13 protein-coding genes are annotated in these 14,496 nt (G+C 62.6%); 3 read left to right on the top strand and 10 right to left on the bottom strand.

Annotated elements, in window-relative coordinates; genetic code table 11:
• Nucleotides 1–2: 2 nt before the first annotated feature.
• The 7 genes from AC1RUK_RS24545 to AC1RUK_RS24515 form a co-directional block, all read right to left on the bottom strand.
• Entirely contained in the window at nt 3–944 is a 942-nt protein-coding gene (locus tag AC1RUK_RS24545; RefSeq protein WP_481838585.1) for a 2-hydroxyacid dehydrogenase, read from the bottom strand.
• 29 nt (nt 945–973) lie between these two features.
• A complete protein-coding gene (locus AC1RUK_RS24540) occupies nt 974–2,602 on the bottom strand; it encodes an ABC transporter ATP-binding protein (RefSeq protein WP_436170663.1) in 1,629 nt (542 codons plus the stop codon).
• Nucleotides 2,599–3,738, bottom strand: coding sequence for an ABC transporter permease (locus AC1RUK_RS24535; RefSeq protein ID WP_436170664.1), 1,140 nt, complete (start codon nt 3,736–3,738; stop codon nt 2,599–2,601). The genes AC1RUK_RS24540 and AC1RUK_RS24535 overlap by 4 nt, the downstream gene beginning before the upstream one ends.
• Nucleotides 3,738–4,832 carry a microcin C ABC transporter permease YejB gene (locus tag AC1RUK_RS24530; RefSeq protein ID WP_006202912.1) on the bottom strand — a complete coding sequence of 365 codons (1,095 nt, stop codon included), beginning with the start codon at nt 4,830–4,832 and terminating at the stop codon, nt 3,738–3,740. The genes AC1RUK_RS24535 and AC1RUK_RS24530 overlap by 1 nt, the downstream gene beginning before the upstream one ends.
• Before the next feature lie 30 nt (nt 4,833–4,862).
• Nucleotides 4,863–6,731, bottom strand: coding sequence for an extracellular solute-binding protein (locus AC1RUK_RS24525; protein WP_481838586.1), 1,869 nt, complete (start codon nt 6,729–6,731; stop codon nt 4,863–4,865).
• Complete coding sequence (locus AC1RUK_RS24520) at nt 6,731–8,608, bottom strand: extracellular solute-binding protein (protein ID WP_481838587.1); 1,878 nt, start codon at nt 8,606–8,608, stop codon at nt 6,731–6,733. The genes AC1RUK_RS24525 and AC1RUK_RS24520 overlap by 1 nt, the downstream gene beginning before the upstream one ends.
• A 158-nt stretch (nt 8,609–8,766) precedes the next feature.
• Complete coding sequence (locus tag AC1RUK_RS24515) at nt 8,767–9,405, bottom strand: c-type cytochrome (protein ID WP_481838588.1); 639 nt, start codon at nt 9,403–9,405, stop codon at nt 8,767–8,769.
• 191 nt (nt 9,406–9,596) lie between these two features.
• On the opposite strand from AC1RUK_RS24515, the gene AC1RUK_RS24510 reads away from it, so the two are divergent.
• Both AC1RUK_RS24510 and AC1RUK_RS24505 read left to right on the top strand, forming a co-directional pair.
• Nucleotides 9,597–10,325, top strand: a complete 729-nt coding sequence (locus tag AC1RUK_RS24510; protein ID WP_481838589.1) for a 3-deoxy-manno-octulosonate cytidylyltransferase — start codon at nt 9,597–9,599, stop codon at nt 10,323–10,325.
• Between the two features lie 9 nt (nt 10,326–10,334).
• On the top strand, nt 10,335–11,198 hold the full coding sequence (locus AC1RUK_RS24505; protein ID WP_481838590.1) for a prephenate dehydratase: 864 nt from the start codon (nt 10,335–10,337) through the stop codon (nt 11,196–11,198).
• 47 nt (nt 11,199–11,245) lie between these two features.
• On the opposite strand, the gene AC1RUK_RS24500 is transcribed toward AC1RUK_RS24505, so the two are convergent.
• A complete protein-coding gene (locus tag AC1RUK_RS24500) occupies nt 11,246–12,088 on the bottom strand; it encodes a LysR family transcriptional regulator (RefSeq protein WP_481838591.1) in 843 nt (280 codons plus the stop codon).
• Nucleotides 12,089–12,172: 84 nt separating this feature from the next.
• Here AC1RUK_RS24500 and AC1RUK_RS24495 point away from each other — a divergent pair, with 84 nt between their 5' ends.
• On the top strand, nt 12,173–13,159 hold the full coding sequence (locus AC1RUK_RS24495) for an aldo/keto reductase (RefSeq protein WP_481838592.1): 987 nt from the start codon (nt 12,173–12,175) through the stop codon (nt 13,157–13,159).
• Between the two features lie 66 nt (nt 13,160–13,225).
• Here AC1RUK_RS24495 and AC1RUK_RS24490 read toward each other — a convergent pair whose 3' ends face one another.
• Together AC1RUK_RS24490 and nudC are read right to left on the bottom strand one after the other, a co-directional pair.
• A complete protein-coding gene (locus AC1RUK_RS24490) occupies nt 13,226–13,528 on the bottom strand; it encodes a Dabb family protein (protein ID WP_481838593.1) in 303 nt (100 codons plus the stop codon).
• Nucleotides 13,529–13,538: 10 nt separating this feature from the next.
• Nucleotides 13,539–14,480, bottom strand: a complete 942-nt coding sequence (gene nudC, locus AC1RUK_RS24485) for an NAD(+) diphosphatase (RefSeq protein ID WP_481838594.1) — start codon at nt 14,478–14,480, stop codon at nt 13,539–13,541.
• Nucleotides 14,481–14,496 lie beyond the last annotated feature (16 nt).

The raw sequence follows: 14,496 nt of genomic DNA, 5'->3' as shown, positions 1-14,496 counted from the left end.
CCTCAGTAACCCGCCTTGCGATCCACCAGGTTCTCCAGCTTTTCGCCGCGCTCGTAAGCCGCCATCTGCCGCAGCATGATCGGCACCAGGTGGACGGGGTCGGAGGTCGCCGCCGCATGCGGCGTGGCGAACACTTTCGGATGCGCCCATAGCTGGCTGGTCTTCGGCAGCGGCTCGACCTCGAAGACATCGAGGCTCGCTTCCTTCAGCGTCCCGTCCTTCAGCGCGCGCAAGATGTCGGCGTCCTTCTGCAGCCGTCCGCGCCCGGCATTGATCAGCACCGCGCCGCCGAGGCCGTTGCGCTTCCTGAGCTCCTTCAGGAGATTGTAGTTGACGATGCCCTGTGTCTGGGCGGTTAGCGGCAAAAGCACCACCAGCATGTCCGTGGCGTTGAGGAACGGGATCAGCCCGGCATCGCCCGCATAGGTGGAAACGCCCTTCATCGGATGCTCGCTGCGCGACCAGCCGTTGACGGCAAAGCCGAGCGACAACAGCACCGACGCCGCCGCGCGGCCGAGATTGCCGAGCCCCATGATGCCGACGGAGATGTCGCCGGCCGGGCGCTGCGGCGGCTCGTGCCAGGTCTTCTTCTGCTGCTGCGCGCGGTAGAGCATGCCCTGGCGGTGATGGTCGAGCACCCGCCAGACGACATATTCGGTCATGTATTGGGTCAGGTTGTCCGCGACGACCTTGACGATAGGCACGTCCGGCAGGCCTGGGTCGGCGAAGATATGGTCGACGCCGGCGCCGATCGAGAAGATGGCGCGCAGATTGGGCAGTTTCGACAGAAGGTTCGGCTTCTGCTTCCACACCACCGCGTAAGTGATCGAGGGATCGCTGGCGCCGTCCGGCTCGAGCACCACCTCGCGCTCGGCCGACAGCAGCTCGCGCCAGCGCTGCGGATGAAAGCCGGTAACGGCAAGCAGGATACGGCCTTTTTCCATCTGCGGATGCTTTTCCCTGTTTCTTCAGCCTACTCGCTGACGATGCCGGCCGGCGCCGTCTCGATCTTGAACGCGGCCGATATCAGCGCCCGAGTATAGTCGGTTTGCGGGTTTCCAAAAATCTGTTCGGAAGGCCCGGCTTCGACGATTTGGCCATTGCGCATGACGATGACGTCGTTGGCAAGCGCGCGGATGACTTTCAGATCGTGGCTGATGAACAGATAGGCCAGATCATGCTTGGCCTGCAGGCTGCGCAGGAGATCGACGACCTGCGCCTGCACGCTCATGTCGAGTGCCGAGGTCGGCTCGTCCAGCATGACGAAGCGCGGGTTGAGCACCATGGCGCGCGCGATGGCGACGCGCTGGCGCTGGCCGCCCGAGAATTCGTGCGGATAGCGGTTGCGGGTGGCCGGATCGAGCCCGACCTCCTTCAGCACATCGACGACGCGCTCGTCACGCTGGTCCGGCGACAGTTTCGGCTCGTGGATCTTCAAGCCTTCCTCGATGATCTCGGACACCGACATGCGCGGGCTGAGCGAGCCGAACGGATCCTGGAACACGATCTGCAGCTCGCGCCTGAGCGGCCGCATGGCGTTGAAGGACAACTGGTTGATGTCGCGGCCGTTGAACTGGATGGTCCCGGTCGATGAGATCATCCTGGCCAGCGCCAGGCCAAGCGTCGTCTTGCCCGAGCCGGATTCGCCGACGACGCCGAGCGTCTGGCCGGCACGCACGGTGACGTCGATGCCGTCGACCGCCTTCACATTGTCGACGGTGCGGCGGAAGAAGCCCTTCTTGATCGGAAACCAGACCTTTATGTCGCTGCCCGTCATCACCGGCTTGGCGGCCGCGTTGGCGGCCGGCGGCTTGCCCTTCGGCTCGGCCGCCAGCAAATGCCTGGTATAGGCGTGCTGCGGGTTGGCGAAGATATCCTTGGTCGGTCCGGTCTCGACGATCTTGCCCTTGGTCATCACGCAGACCCGGTCGGCGATCTTGCGCACGATGCCGAGATCATGGGTGATGAACAGCATCGACATTGCCTTGCGGCTCTTCAGCCCCGCCAGCAGTTCGAGGATCTGAGCCTGCACGGTGACGTCGAGCGCCGTGGTCGGCTCGTCGGCGATCAGCAGCTCCGGCTCGTTGGCCAGGGCCATGGCGATCATGACGCGCTGGCGCTGGCCGCCGGACAGCTGATGCGGATAGGCGTCGAGCCGCTTCTGCGGCTCGCGGATGCCGACCTCGTTGAGCAGTTCCAGCGTACGCGCCCTGGCTTGGCGATCGCCGAGGCCCTGGTGCAGCTTCAGCACCTCGACGATCTGCTGCTCGATCGTGTGCAGCGGATTGAGCGAGGTCATCGGCTCCTGGAAGATCATGGTGATCTTGTTGCCGCGCACCCGGCGAAGCTGCTTCTCGCTCATGGCAAGCAGGTCGGCACCATGGAACAGGATCCTTCCCGAAGGATGGCTGGCGCTCGGATAGGGCAGCAGCTTCAGCACCGACAGCGCCGAGACCGACTTGCCGGAGCCGGACTCGCCGACCAGCGCCACCGTCTCGCCCTTGGCGATATCGAAGGAGATGTGGTCGACGGCCATCGACTGGCTGCCGCCTTGCGCGAAGGCGACGCTGAGGTCGCGAACGGAGAGCAGGGCGTCGCTCATTTGAACGTCTTGCGCGGGTCGAAGGCGTCGCGCGTCGCCTCACCGACAAAGACCAGCAGCGACAGCATCAGCGAAATGACGACGAAGCCGGAAATGCCGAGCCACGGCGCGTTGAGGTTGCGCTGCGCCTGCTTCAGCAATTCGCCGAGCGAGGCGGAGCCGGGCGGCAGGCCGAAGCCGAGATAGTCGAGCGAGGTCAGCGTCGAGATCGATCCGCTGAGCAGGAACGGCAGGAAGGTCAACGTCGCCACCATGGCGTTGGGCAACAGATGCCGGAACATGATGGTGAGGTTGCGCACGCCGAGTGCGCGGGCCGCATTGACATATTCGAAGTTGCGGGCGCGCAGGAACTCGGCCCTGACCACGCCGACCAGCGCCACCCAGGAGAACAAGAGCATCAGCCCGAGCAGGATGAAGAAGCCGGGCGGCAGGATGGCGGCGACGATCAACAGCAGATAGAGCACCGGGATCGCCGACCAGATTTCGATGAAGCGCTGGAACAGCAGGTCGGTCCAGCCGCCGAAATAGCCTTGCACGGCACCGGCCGCGACACCGATCAGCGCCGAACCGAAAGTCAGGATCAGGCCGAACAGCACCGAGATCCTGAAGCCATAGATCACGCGCGCCAGCACGTCGCGCGCCTGGTCGTCGGTGCCCAGCCAGTTCCAGTTGCCGACGATGCAATTGGGGTCGGCCGCTCCTTGCGGGTACTGGCTGCAGCGCGTCTTGACGTCATACTGCCAGGAAGGCTTGGCGGGCGCCGCCTCGGGAATGGCGTTGTTGACGGTCTGGTAGGAGTAGCGCACCGGCGGCCAGATCATCCAGCCATTGGCATTGATCTCGTCCTGGATGACCGGATCGCGATAATCGGTGACCGCATAGAAGCCGCCGAATTTTTCTTCCGGATAGGCGACCAGCACCGGAAACAGGATCTCGCCCTTGTAGGAGGCGATGATCGGCTTGTCGTTGGCGATCAATTCGGAAAACAGCGACAGCACGAACAGGAACAGGAAGATCCACAGCGACCAGTAGCCGCGCCGGTTGGCCCTGAAGTTCTGCAGGCGCCGCTTGTTGAGCGGCGACAGCCAGGGCCGGGCGATCCGTTCCGGCGCCGTGCCGGCAGCGGCCTCTGCCATCAGACGTCTCTCCGCTCGAAATCGATGCGCGGATCGACCCAGGTGTAGATCAGGTCCGATAGCAGGCCGACGAACAGGCCGAGCAGCGAGAAGATGTAGAGATTGGCGAACACCACCGGATAGTCGCGTTCGACCACCGACCTGAAGCCGAGCAGGCCGAGACCGTCGAGCGAGAAGATGTTCTCGATCAGCAGCGAGCCGGTGAAAAAGGCCGAGATGAAGGCGCCCGGAAAGCCGGCGATGACGATAAGCATGGCGTTGCGGAAGACATGGCCGTAGAGCACCTTCCGCTCCGACAGGCCCTTGGCCCGCGCGGTCACCACATACTGCTTGCGGATCTCCTCGAGGAAGGAGTTCTTGGTCAAAAGCGTCGTCGTCGCGAAGGCCGACAGCACCAGCGCGGTCAGCGGCAAGGTCATGTGCCAGAAATAATCGACGATCTTGCCTGACCAGGACAGCTGGTCCCAATTGTCGGAGGTGAGGCCGCGCAAGGGAAACCAGTCCCAGAAGGATCCGCCGGCAAACAGCACCATCAGCATGATGCCGAACAGGAAGCCGGGAATGGCATAGCCGACAATGACGACGCCGCTGGTCCAGACGTCGAAGGTCGAGCCGTCCTTGACCGCCTTGCGGATGCCGAGCGGGATCGAGATCAGGTAGGACAAAAGCGTGATCCACAGCCCGATCGAGATCGACACCGGCATCTTTTCCAGGATCAGGTCGAGTACCGAGATGTCGCGAAAATAGCTGTCGCCGAAATCGAAGCGGGCATAGTTCCACAGCATCATGCCGAAGCGCTCGAGCGGCGGCTTGTCGAAGCCGAACTGCTTTTCCAGCTTCTTGATGAATTCTGGGTCGAGCCCCTGCGCGCCGCGATATTTCGAGCTGACGTCGCCGGCCACATCGACATTGCTGCCGCCGGCATCGCCACCGCCACCGCCGAGGCGGTCGCTGCCGCCCTGGTTGGTCAACCTGGCGATGACCTGTTCGACCGGCCCGCCGGGCGCGAACTGGATGACGGCGAACGATATCGCCATGATGCCGAACAGCGTCGGGATCATCAGCAGGATGCGGCGGAGTATATAGGCGCCCATCAGGCTGCCGGCCCTGCGCGAACTGGAATGTCAGGCTTTGCCAATTTTTGCCGCCTTGCCCTTGTCGAACCACCACAGCGCTTCGACCGGAAAGCCGAAATCGGGTTTCTGCTCGGGAAAGCCGAACATGTCCCAATAGGCGCTTCGGTGATTCGCCAGGAACCAACTTGGAATCCAATCGCGCCGCGCACGCAAGGCCCGATCGAGTGCCCGCATTGCGACGGTCAGGCTTTCGCGGTCCTTGGCGGCGCCGACCGCGTCTATCAGTGTGTCAATGGCCGGGCTTGAGATACCCGGCAGGTTGCGCGAGCCGGACACCGTCGCCGTGCTCGAATGAAAGAATATCTCTACATCGTCGCGGGTCGGTGTCGCCGAAAACGAGAAGGCGACCGAGATCAGGTCGAAATCGAAGTTCGACTGCCTGAGCTGGTATTGCGCTGGATCGACCAACCTTATCGTGGCGTCGATGCCGACCGCCCTCATATTGGCGATCCAGGGCGAATAGACCTTCACGAAGGTGTCGTCGTCGACCAGGAATTCGGCTGACAGGCGCCCGCCCCTGTCGTTGACAGCGAAATCGCCGGAACGTTTCCAGCCGGCCTCGGCGAGAAGTTTCGCAGCCTTCCCCAACATTTTGCGGTCCCGCCCTGAACCGTCCGAGGCAGGCTGCGTCACCGCCTCTCCGAAGGTCTCCGGCGGCAGGTTGTCACGCAGCGGCTCCAGCAGAGCGAGTTCTTCAAGCGAGGGCGCGCCTTCGGCACGATAGTCCGATTTCTCGAAGCAGGATTGCGAGCGTTCGTAGGAGCCGTAGAAGAAGTTGCGCCGCGTCCATTCGAAGTCGAAGCAGAGCGCGATCGCCTGCCGCACGCGCGCGTCGCGAAACTGCTCACGCCGCTGGTTGACGGCGGTGGCCTGCATGGAAGGGACTGTTTCAGCGGGAAATTCGTGCTTGACCACCTTGCCGGCGATGAGGGCCGGAAAGTCATAGGCCGTCGCCCACACCCGCGACGTGAACTCCTCTCGGTAGAGGATCTCGCCTTTCTTGAAGGCCTCGAAACCGGCGGTGCGGTCCTGGTAGAACTCGATGCGGATGCGCTCGAAATTATTCTGGCCGCGATTGACCGGGAGATCCTTGCCCCAATAGTCGGCGACGCGCTCATATTCGATCCACGACCCCGCCGACCATCGCCCGACCTTGTAAGCGCCGCAGCCGAGCGGAGGGTTCAGTTGCGAGGAATCGAAGGGATTAGCGTTGTAGAAGGCCTTCGACAGGATCGGGAATTCGGCGACGTTGAGGATGGTACGGGCGGAGTGCTTGCCGGAAAAGCTCAGCCTGAGCGTGCGCGGATCGACGGCGACCGCATCCTCAAGATGCGTGAGCGACAATGATAGGTCGGGATGGCCCTTTTCCTTGAACAGCTTGAAAGTGAAGGCGGCGTCCTCGGCGGTCAGGGGCGTGCCGTCGTGGAAGCGCGCTTGCGGCCTGAACGAGAAGTCGAAGCTCTTGCGGTCGTCCGAAATGGTCACGCCGTCTGCGATCAGGCCGTAGACGGCATCCGGCTCGTCCAGCGCCCTGGCCATCAGTGAATCGAAACACATCCCCATGCGTGGCGGCGCATCGCCCTTCGGCGTGAAGGAATTCAGCGTGTTGAAGGTTTCCGTGTTCTGGTTGTAATTCCAATTAGGCGGCGAGAAGTTGAAAGTGCCGCCCTGCGGCGCGTCGATGTTGACGTAGTCGAAATGGGTGAAGTCCGGCTTGTATTTGAGATCGCCGAAGGCCGACAGTCCGTGCATTTTGACGCCGGTCGGAATGGCGGCGAAGGCGCGGCCGGGCAGCAGCGCTGCCGCGCTGGCCGCGGCGCCCAGCGCCAGGACGTCGCGGCGGGAAAGCGTTCCCATCAATTGCCACCCTTGTATTTGGCGGCCAGCGCCTTTTCCTTCTCAGGATCGATCCACCAAGAGTCGGTGTCGGCCCCCCTGTAACTCGGCTGCTTTGCAGGAATGCCGAACTTGTTCCAATGGGCGAGCCACACCACGGCCCGATAGTATTGCGGCACGACATAGTAGTTCCACAAAAGCACCCGATCGAGCGCGTGCGTGGCGGCGACGAGATCGTCGCGGTCGGTGGCAAAGATGATGCGGTCGACAAGAGCGTCGACGACCGGGCTCTTGATACCGGAATAGTTGCGCGATCCCACCGTATCGGCCGCCTTCGAACTCCAGAAGTCGCGCTGCTCATTCCCGGGTGATTCCGACTGCCCAAGCTGCCCGATGATGACGTCGTAATCGAAATGGTTGACGCGGTTGACGTATTGGCTCTGGTCGACGAAGCGCAGCGTGGCGTCGACGCCAATCTTGCGCAGATTAGCGATATAGGGGCCGGAGATGACCTGGTCCGTGTCGTTCGTGCCGAGGATTTCGAATTTGAACGGCTCGCCAGTCTTGGCGTTGACCATCTTGCCGCCCTTGATCACCCAGCCGGCCTGGGCGAATAGGTCGACGGCCTGCTTCAGGTACTTCCGCTCCGCCTGCGGTGAATCATAGACCGGCAGCTTGAATTCCTGCGTGAACAGCTCCGGCGGCAGCTTGCCGCGGTATTGTTCCAGGATTTCCAGTTCCTTGCCTCGCGGCAGGCCGCTCGACGCCAGTTCCGTGCCTTGGAAGTAGCTGCTGGTGCGGGTGTTGAAGCCGAAGAACAGCGTGCGGTTCATCGTCTCGAAGTCGAAGGGGTAGGTCAGCGCGGCGCGCACCAGGCGATCCTGGAATAGCGGACGCCTCTGGTTGAGCATGAAAGCCTGCATCGGCTCGGGCGAGGTGGTCTTGAATTCCTGCTTGATGACGTCGCCGGCCTTGACCGCCGGGAAATCATAGAATGTCTTCCAGCGCTTCGAACTGTTTTCCGGCTTGATATCGTCGAAGCCGCCCTTGGTGAAAGCCTGCCAGGCGGCGTTGTCGTCGAGGATATAGGTGAAGCGCTCCGTGTCGAAGTTCTCGCGGCCGATCTTCACCGGCAATTTGGCGGCCCAGTAGTCGGGCACACGCTGCCAGACGACTTCCGAGCCCGGTTTGAAGCTGGCGATCTTGTAGGCGGCGGAGCCGAGTGGCACTTCCAGCGTCGGTTTGGTGACGTCGCGCTTCTTGCCGTTGGCGTCGGTGCCTTCCCACCAGTGTTTCGGCAGCACGGCGAGGTCGCCGAGTATCTTCGGCAGTTCGCGGTTGCCCTTCTGGTTGAAGTGGAATTCGACCTCGCGGTCCGAGATCGCGACCGCGTCGGTGACGTTCTCGAAATAGCGGCTATATTGCGGGCTGTTGGCCTTCAGCACCTGGAACGACCAGATCACGTCGTCGACGGTGATCGGCTGGCCATCATGCCATTTGGCGCGTGGGTCGAGCCGGTAGGTCGCCGAGGAATAGTCATCAGGATATTTGTAGGCGTCGGCAATCAGCGGGTGGCTGACGCTGCCTTCGTCGGTCGCCTGATCCATCAGCGTGTCGTAGAGCAGGCCGCCACCGAACCCGACAAGGCCGGCGGCCGGCGACCCCTGCACGATGTACGGGTTGAAGCTGTCGAACGTGCCAAGCTGCACTGAATTGTAGGTGCCGCCCTTGGGCGCGTCGGGATTGACGTAGTCGTAGTGCTGGAATTTGTCGCCGTATTTGGACGGGCCGATCAGCGAGGAGGTGGTGCGCCATTCATCCGCATGGGCCGCCTGCAACCCGGCGGTCAAAAGCGCTGCCGCCAGCAACGACCTGAGAACCGTTCGGCCAACCGTCATGCGTTCTCCTCTTCGCGATGCACGTCCACAGGCAATTTAGATCATTTGACGCCCGTGAAAACCGCAATGGACGGGCTTTGTCGCCGCACATGCGGTTTTCCTAACAAAAAAGCCGGGCTGAACCCGGCTTTTCTGTGAATGTCCGCATGACAAATTCGTTATTTGGCGGGCTCCGCACCTTCGGCCGGCTTGGCTGGTGCTGCGCCTTCGGCTGGCTTCGCCGGCGCGGTGGCATCGGCGGCGGCCCCTGGCGCCGGCAGCGGCTTCGGATTGTCGGACAGCGTGCGCAGATAGGCGATGACGTTGGCGCGATCCTCGTCCTTCGCCAGGCCGGCGAAACCCATTGCCGTGCCCTTCACGAACTTCTTCGGCGAAAGGAGGAAGTGGTTGAGGTTGTCGTAGGTCCACTTCTCGGCGCCGCCCTTGGAGAAATCCTTCATGCCGGCCGAATAGGCAAAGCCCTTATGCTCGGCCACCGGGCGGTCGACAAGATCCCAGAGATCGGGGCCAACCTTGTTCGGACCGCCCTTTTCGCCGGTATGGCAAGCCTGGCATTTCTTGAACACGGCAGCGCCCGCCTCGGCATTGGCGGTGGCTAAAAGATCGGCGATCGGCTTGGCTTCCGTCGCCGGGCCAGCCGCTCCGCCTTCGGCTGGCTCGGTCGCCTCGATCGCGAAGCCGGGCTTTTCGGGCGCGGGCGAAGCAAACAGCGCGTCGGAGACGATGCCGACGGAAAAGACGATGAAACAGGTGCCAAGGAATCCGGCGAGCAGCTTGTTGACTTCGTTGGAATCCATACGCCCCTTGCTCCCTTTTCCGGCGGACCGACCGTCCACTCCGTCCGTCGGTATCGTGGCCCGCCCCGCTGGGGCGGTCAAATCGGGCGGAAACTAGGTCTTTTGCTCTGGCGTTGCAACACCTATAAGGGCGCTTCCAGTGAGACCTTTTGCCACTTTCCCATCCGCTTTTCCAACGCCCCGCAACCTCGATGTCCACGCTCATCCTCATCCCGGCCCGCATGGCCTCGACCCGCCTGCCGGGCAAGCCGCTGGCCGACATTGCCGGCGCGCCGATGATCGTGCAGGTCGCCCGCCGCGGCGCCGAGGCTGGGCTTGGCCGTGTGGTGGTGGCGACGGATAGCGAAGCAGTGGTCGACGCAGTGCGTGCGCACGGTTTCGAGGCGGTCATGACCCGTGCCGATCACCAATCCGGCTCCGACCGCATCTTCGAGGCGCTGACCGTCCTCGACCCCGACCGTAAGGTCGAAACCATCGTCAATGTCCAGGGCGACCTGCCGACAATCGAGCCTGAGATCATCGGCGCGGCGCTAAGGCCCTTCGAGGACGCATCGGTCGACATCGCCACGCTCGGCGTCGAGATCGTCCGCGACGAGGAAAAAACCAATCCGAACGTCGTCAAGATCGTCGGCTCGCCGCAGTCGGCGACGCGGCTCAGGGCGCTCTATTTCACGCGCGCCACCGCGCCCTGGGGCGAGGGGCCGCTGTACCATCACATCGGCCTCTACGCTTATCGGCGCTCGGCGCTTGAGCGCTTCGTTGCCCTGAAACCGTCGCCGCTGGAGCGGCGCGAGCGGCTGGAGCAGTTGCGGGCACTGGAGGCCGGCATGCGCATCGACGCCGAGATCGTCCAGTCGCTGCCGCTCGGCGTCGACACGCCGGAAGATCTCGAACGCGCCAGAGAAATCCTTTCAAACTGAGATTTGGGCATGCCTGAAAAGACCAACAGAATATCGTTCCAGGGTGAGCCGGGCGCCAATTCCGACACCGCCTCCCGCAATATGTTCCCGGCGATGGTGCCGTTGCCGTGCCCGACCTTCGAGGATGCCTTCAACGCGGTCGAGACCGGCAAGGCCGAACTCGCCATGATCCCGATCGAGAACACGATCGCCGGGCGTGTCGCCGATATCCATCATCTCCTGCCGGAATCGAAGTTGCACATCGTCGGCGAATATTTCCTGCCGATCCACTTCCAGTTGATGGTGCTGCCGGGTGTGAAGCGCGAAGAGATCAAGACCGTGCACAGCCATATCCATGCGCTCGGCCAGTGCCGCAAATACATCCGCAAGAATGGCTGGAAGCCGGTGGTCGCCGGCGACACGGCGGGTTCGGCGAAGCTGGTTTCCGAGATCAAGGACCGCACCATGGCGTCGCTCGCCCCGGCGCTGGCCGCAGAGCTCTACGGGCTCGACATCATCGAGAAGAATGTCGAGGACACGGACTCGAACGTCACCCGCTTCGTCGTGCTGACCAAGAACAAGCACTGGGCTGAGCGCCCGGCGCCGGACGTCAAGATGATGACGACCTTCATCTTCCGCGTTCGCAACGTGCCGGCCGCGCTCTACAAGGCCATGGGCGGCTTCGCCACCAACGGCATCAACATGACGAAGCTCGAGAGCTACCAGCTAGGCGCCTTCACCGCGACCCTGTTCTACGCCGATATCGAGGGCCATCCCGACGATCCACTGGTCAAGCTGGCGCTCGACGAGCTGCGCTTCTTCTCGCGCGAAATGCGCGTCCTCGGCGTCTATCCTGCCAGCCAGTCACGCGAGCAGTGGAAGGTGGCCGACTAGCGCCCTCGTTTGAACGGGATCGTCCGCGGCTGGTGGACTGCGCACGTTCAACTCTTGCCGTCGAAGGCTCGATCCGAACCAATGAGCCGCGCGATCCTGTCGATTGTCGCGCGCACCTCCGGCAATTTGCGATCATCGCCGTGCACCACCAGCCATTGCTCATGTGACAACTCCCCGATCACATCATCGGTGCGGACCAGATCGTTGTGGGCATCGCCAACGAAGCAGGGCAACACCACATGGCCGGCGCCGGCAAGCGCGAGGTCGAGGAGCGAGCGCGGCTGGGTGACTTCAAAGCGTATTTGATCTCGCTTGTTGGCGCGCACCCAGATTGCCGATGGCGTGTTCACTGTAGCCGCGATCCAATCAGTCTTTCGAACAGCATTCGGATGTGCGTAGGGAGCAAATGCGACGGTCTTTGTCCTGCGAGCCGCGACTCCCTGCTCGGACGGCCTCCGGTTCCGAATCCCGATCAATGCCTCGCGCCTGCCTATGTTCTGCACCTCTTCAACGGCGCTGAAGACGATATTCCGGTCGCTCAACCCCAGTTTTTCGATGTTGCGTGCCAGGTACCAGGTCATCCAGGTGCCAGCGGACACACGGATGGGCGCCGACACGTTTCGTCGCGAGAACTCCCTGGCGATATCCAGGAACCGCTGCTCGATGGTCTCCGCCTGAGACGTCAGCGCTCGACCTGCCGCTGTTAGCTCATAGCCGGATGGCAGCCGGGAGAACAACTCGGCGCCCAGCGCCCGCTCAAGATCGACGATATGTCGGCTCAGCGTTGCCGCACTCTGGCCAACGGCCTTGGCTGCGGACGAAAGGCTTCCATCGCGCGCGACTGCCAGAAAGATTCTCAGATCCGACCAGTCGACATCCATTTCATTCATGCATTGCCCTCTCCATTTTTGTCGACTCCATCTGAGGTCGATCTGGCGCCATATCAATACCGGGCAGCGTGCGGAGACATGAATATGGCAACAAAAATTCACCTGGGATCGCGGATCGGCATGGGTTGCTGGGCAATCGGCGGCCCCTTTTGGTCAGGAAAGAGTGCGGTCGGATATTCCGGCGCCGACGACAGCCAATCCGTGAAGGCCATTCATGCGGCATGGGATGGTGGAATTCGGCTTTTCGACACGTCGGCGGTGTATGGGGCCGGGCACTCGGAGGAGCTTTTGGGCGAGGCGCTCTCGGGCCGTTCGGAAGCAGTCATCGTGTCGAAGTTCGGCCATTCCTTCGATCCGGATTCCCGCCAGATGATGGGCGCAAGGTTCGACCCCGACTATGTGCGCTGGTCGGTTGCTGAGAGCCTCCGCCGACTGGGCCGCGATCGCATTGACGTGATGCTGCTTCACCTGAACGATCTTGCGATCGAAGATGCGTCACCCGCGTTCGAGGTCCTGGAGCAACTTGTCCAGGCTGGCGATATTCGAAGCTATGGCTGGAGCACGGACTTTCCGCCAAGCGTCGAGGCATTCGCTGACCGGAGCGGCTTTTCAACGGTTCAGCATGCGATGAATGTCTTCTTCGATGCGCCGTCCATGTGCAAAACCGCACATGATAACGGCTTGGCGCAGCTGATCCGGTCGCCGCTCGCCATGGGCGTGTTGACGGGGAAATTCTCGGATGGACGGACGGTTCCATCCGACGATGTCAGGTCGGTTCCCGCGGATTGGCAGGTATATTTTGAAGCATCGCGCGCCCGTTCCGACTTGACCAGGCAGATCGATGCAATCCGCGACTTGCTCACCGCCGGTGGGCGGACGCTCGGTCAGGGGGCCTTGTGCTGGCTGCTGTCGAAAGGCGGCAACATTCACCCCATCCCCGGCGCAAAAACTCCCAGGCAGACTGTCGAGAACGCCGCGGCCCTGGAGTTTGGGCCGCTGCCTGAGACCGTGATGGCTGAGATCGAAACCATTCTCCAAAGACCGCCAGAAGGTGAGTTTCGCGCTCGATAGCTGCCGCCTCGTTGGGCTTTGCGATGACCACTTTGGGTCGAACGCGGTCGTCGGAGTGACTGGATCCTAACTCCAGCCGAGCGGCACGTAGTCGATCTCCATGAAGGCTTCGACTTCCGGCAGCCAACGGTCGCGGACAAATGCGACATGATCGGGGTGGTCGTTGTATCGCGTATAGGCGGCCTGATCGGCGAACTCCATCGAGAAGCCGAAGCGATAGTCGTTCTTGGGACTGACCTGCCGCAACTGCTCGAAATGGGTGACGCCCTTGATCGCGGCGAGGATACTCTTGGCGTCGGCGAGAAACCTCTTTTCCTCCAGCGAATGCGGCGGGTGCTTCAGCGTGAACACGACGGTATGACGGATCATTTTTCTGCTCCTACTCGCTATCGACCCAAGCGCGGATAAGGTGGTGGGCGATTGCCCCTTTCGGCGGTGTGATCAGGCCGCCCGCATGCTCGCGGGTCAGCATTAACCGCACCTCGTCGCGGTAGAACCAGCGGCAGTCTTCGAGCTCGTTGAGGTCGGCCTGGATGTCGTCGTTGAGCGGTTCGCCGAAGCAGCCGATCATTAGCGAATAGGGGAACGGCCAGGGCTGGCTGGCGTGGTAGATGACACGGCCAAGCCGGATGCCGGCCTCCTCCAGCGTTTCGCGGCGCACCGCCGCCTCGATCGTTTCGCCCGGCTCGATGAAGCCGGCGAGCGCCGAATACATGCCCGGCCCAAAATGCCGGCCGCGGCCGAGCAGGCATTTTTCCGGCGTCACCGTCAGCATGATCGCCACGGGGTCGGTGCGCGGGAAATGCTCGGTGCCGCAGGCCGGGCAGTGCCGCTTGTAGCCGCCCGCCCGCATTTCGGATTCATTGCCGCATTTGCTGCAGAAGCGATGGCTGGCATGCCAGGCAAGCAAGGCCGCGCCTTGCGCCAGCGCGCCTGCCGCCGGCTCGTCGATCAGCCCTTGCATGTAGACCGAGCGGTAGTCGATGGCCTTGATCGTCTCGGGAAGCTGCTCGGGCTCGATCCCGACCGGCACGGCAAGCACCGGGCCGCTCTCGGAAAAGCCGAGCAGGACCCCTTGCGCAAGTGATGGCTGGAACGGCCCGCTCTCGGTCACGTTGAACCAGGGATTGAGCCCGCCATCCCCGAGCTTCAGATGAAGCCGGCCGCCATGCATCAGCAGAAGCCTTGCCGCAGGGTCGGCGAGCGCCTTTTCGACGGAATCGTCGGCGCGGTTCTCGGACTGCCGGTCGATCGTGTTGCCGGCAAACCCGACGAACTGGCTCGGCTCGCGCAAGGGCGCGTCAAACAGGCGGAAGCTCATGGAGACTCGAAAAATG

The sequence above is a fragment of the Mesorhizobium monacense genome, from assembly GCF_056781675.1.
The sequence above is the reverse complement of the archived record's forward strand: the minus strand, read 5'-3'. Positions and strand labels throughout refer to the sequence as shown.

Bases quoted from the DNA above. Each gene is read 5' to 3' on its own strand.
- AC1RUK_RS24520 (WP_481838587.1), bottom strand. From the start codon at position 8,608: ATGACGGTTGGCCGAACGGTTCTCAGGTCGTTGCTGGCGGCAGCGCTT.
- AC1RUK_RS24530 (WP_006202912.1), bottom strand. From the start codon at position 4,832: ATGGGCGCCTATATACTCCGCCGCATCCTGCTGATGATCCCGACGCTG.
- AC1RUK_RS24500 (WP_481838591.1), bottom strand. From the start codon at position 12,088: ATGAATGAAATGGATGTCGACTGGTCGGATCTGAGAATCTTTCTGGCA.
- AC1RUK_RS24525 (WP_481838586.1), bottom strand. From the start codon at position 6,731: ATGGGAACGCTTTCCCGCCGCGACGTCCTGGCGCTGGGCGCCGCGGCC.
- AC1RUK_RS24545 (WP_481838585.1), bottom strand. From the start codon at position 944: ATGGAAAAAGGCCGTATCCTGCTTGCCGTTACCGGCTTTCATCCGCAG.
- AC1RUK_RS24515 (WP_481838588.1), bottom strand. From the start codon at position 9,405: ATGGATTCCAACGAAGTCAACAAGCTGCTCGCCGGATTCCTTGGCACC.
- AC1RUK_RS24540 (WP_436170663.1), bottom strand. From the start codon at position 2,602: ATGAGCGACGCCCTGCTCTCCGTTCGCGACCTCAGCGTCGCCTTCGCG.
- AC1RUK_RS24495 (WP_481838592.1), top strand. From the start codon at position 12,173: ATGGCAACAAAAATTCACCTGGGATCGCGGATCGGCATGGGTTGCTGG.
- AC1RUK_RS24490 (WP_481838593.1), bottom strand. From the start codon at position 13,528: ATGATCCGTCATACCGTCGTGTTCACGCTGAAGCACCCGCCGCATTCG.
- AC1RUK_RS24510 (WP_481838589.1), top strand. From the start codon at position 9,597: ATGTCCACGCTCATCCTCATCCCGGCCCGCATGGCCTCGACCCGCCTG.
- nudC (WP_481838594.1), bottom strand. From the start codon at position 14,480: ATGAGCTTCCGCCTGTTTGACGCGCCCTTGCGCGAGCCGAGCCAGTTC.
- AC1RUK_RS24505 (WP_481838590.1), top strand. From the start codon at position 10,335: ATGCCTGAAAAGACCAACAGAATATCGTTCCAGGGTGAGCCGGGCGCC.
- AC1RUK_RS24535 (WP_436170664.1), bottom strand. From the start codon at position 3,738: ATGGCAGAGGCCGCTGCCGGCACGGCGCCGGAACGGATCGCCCGGCCC.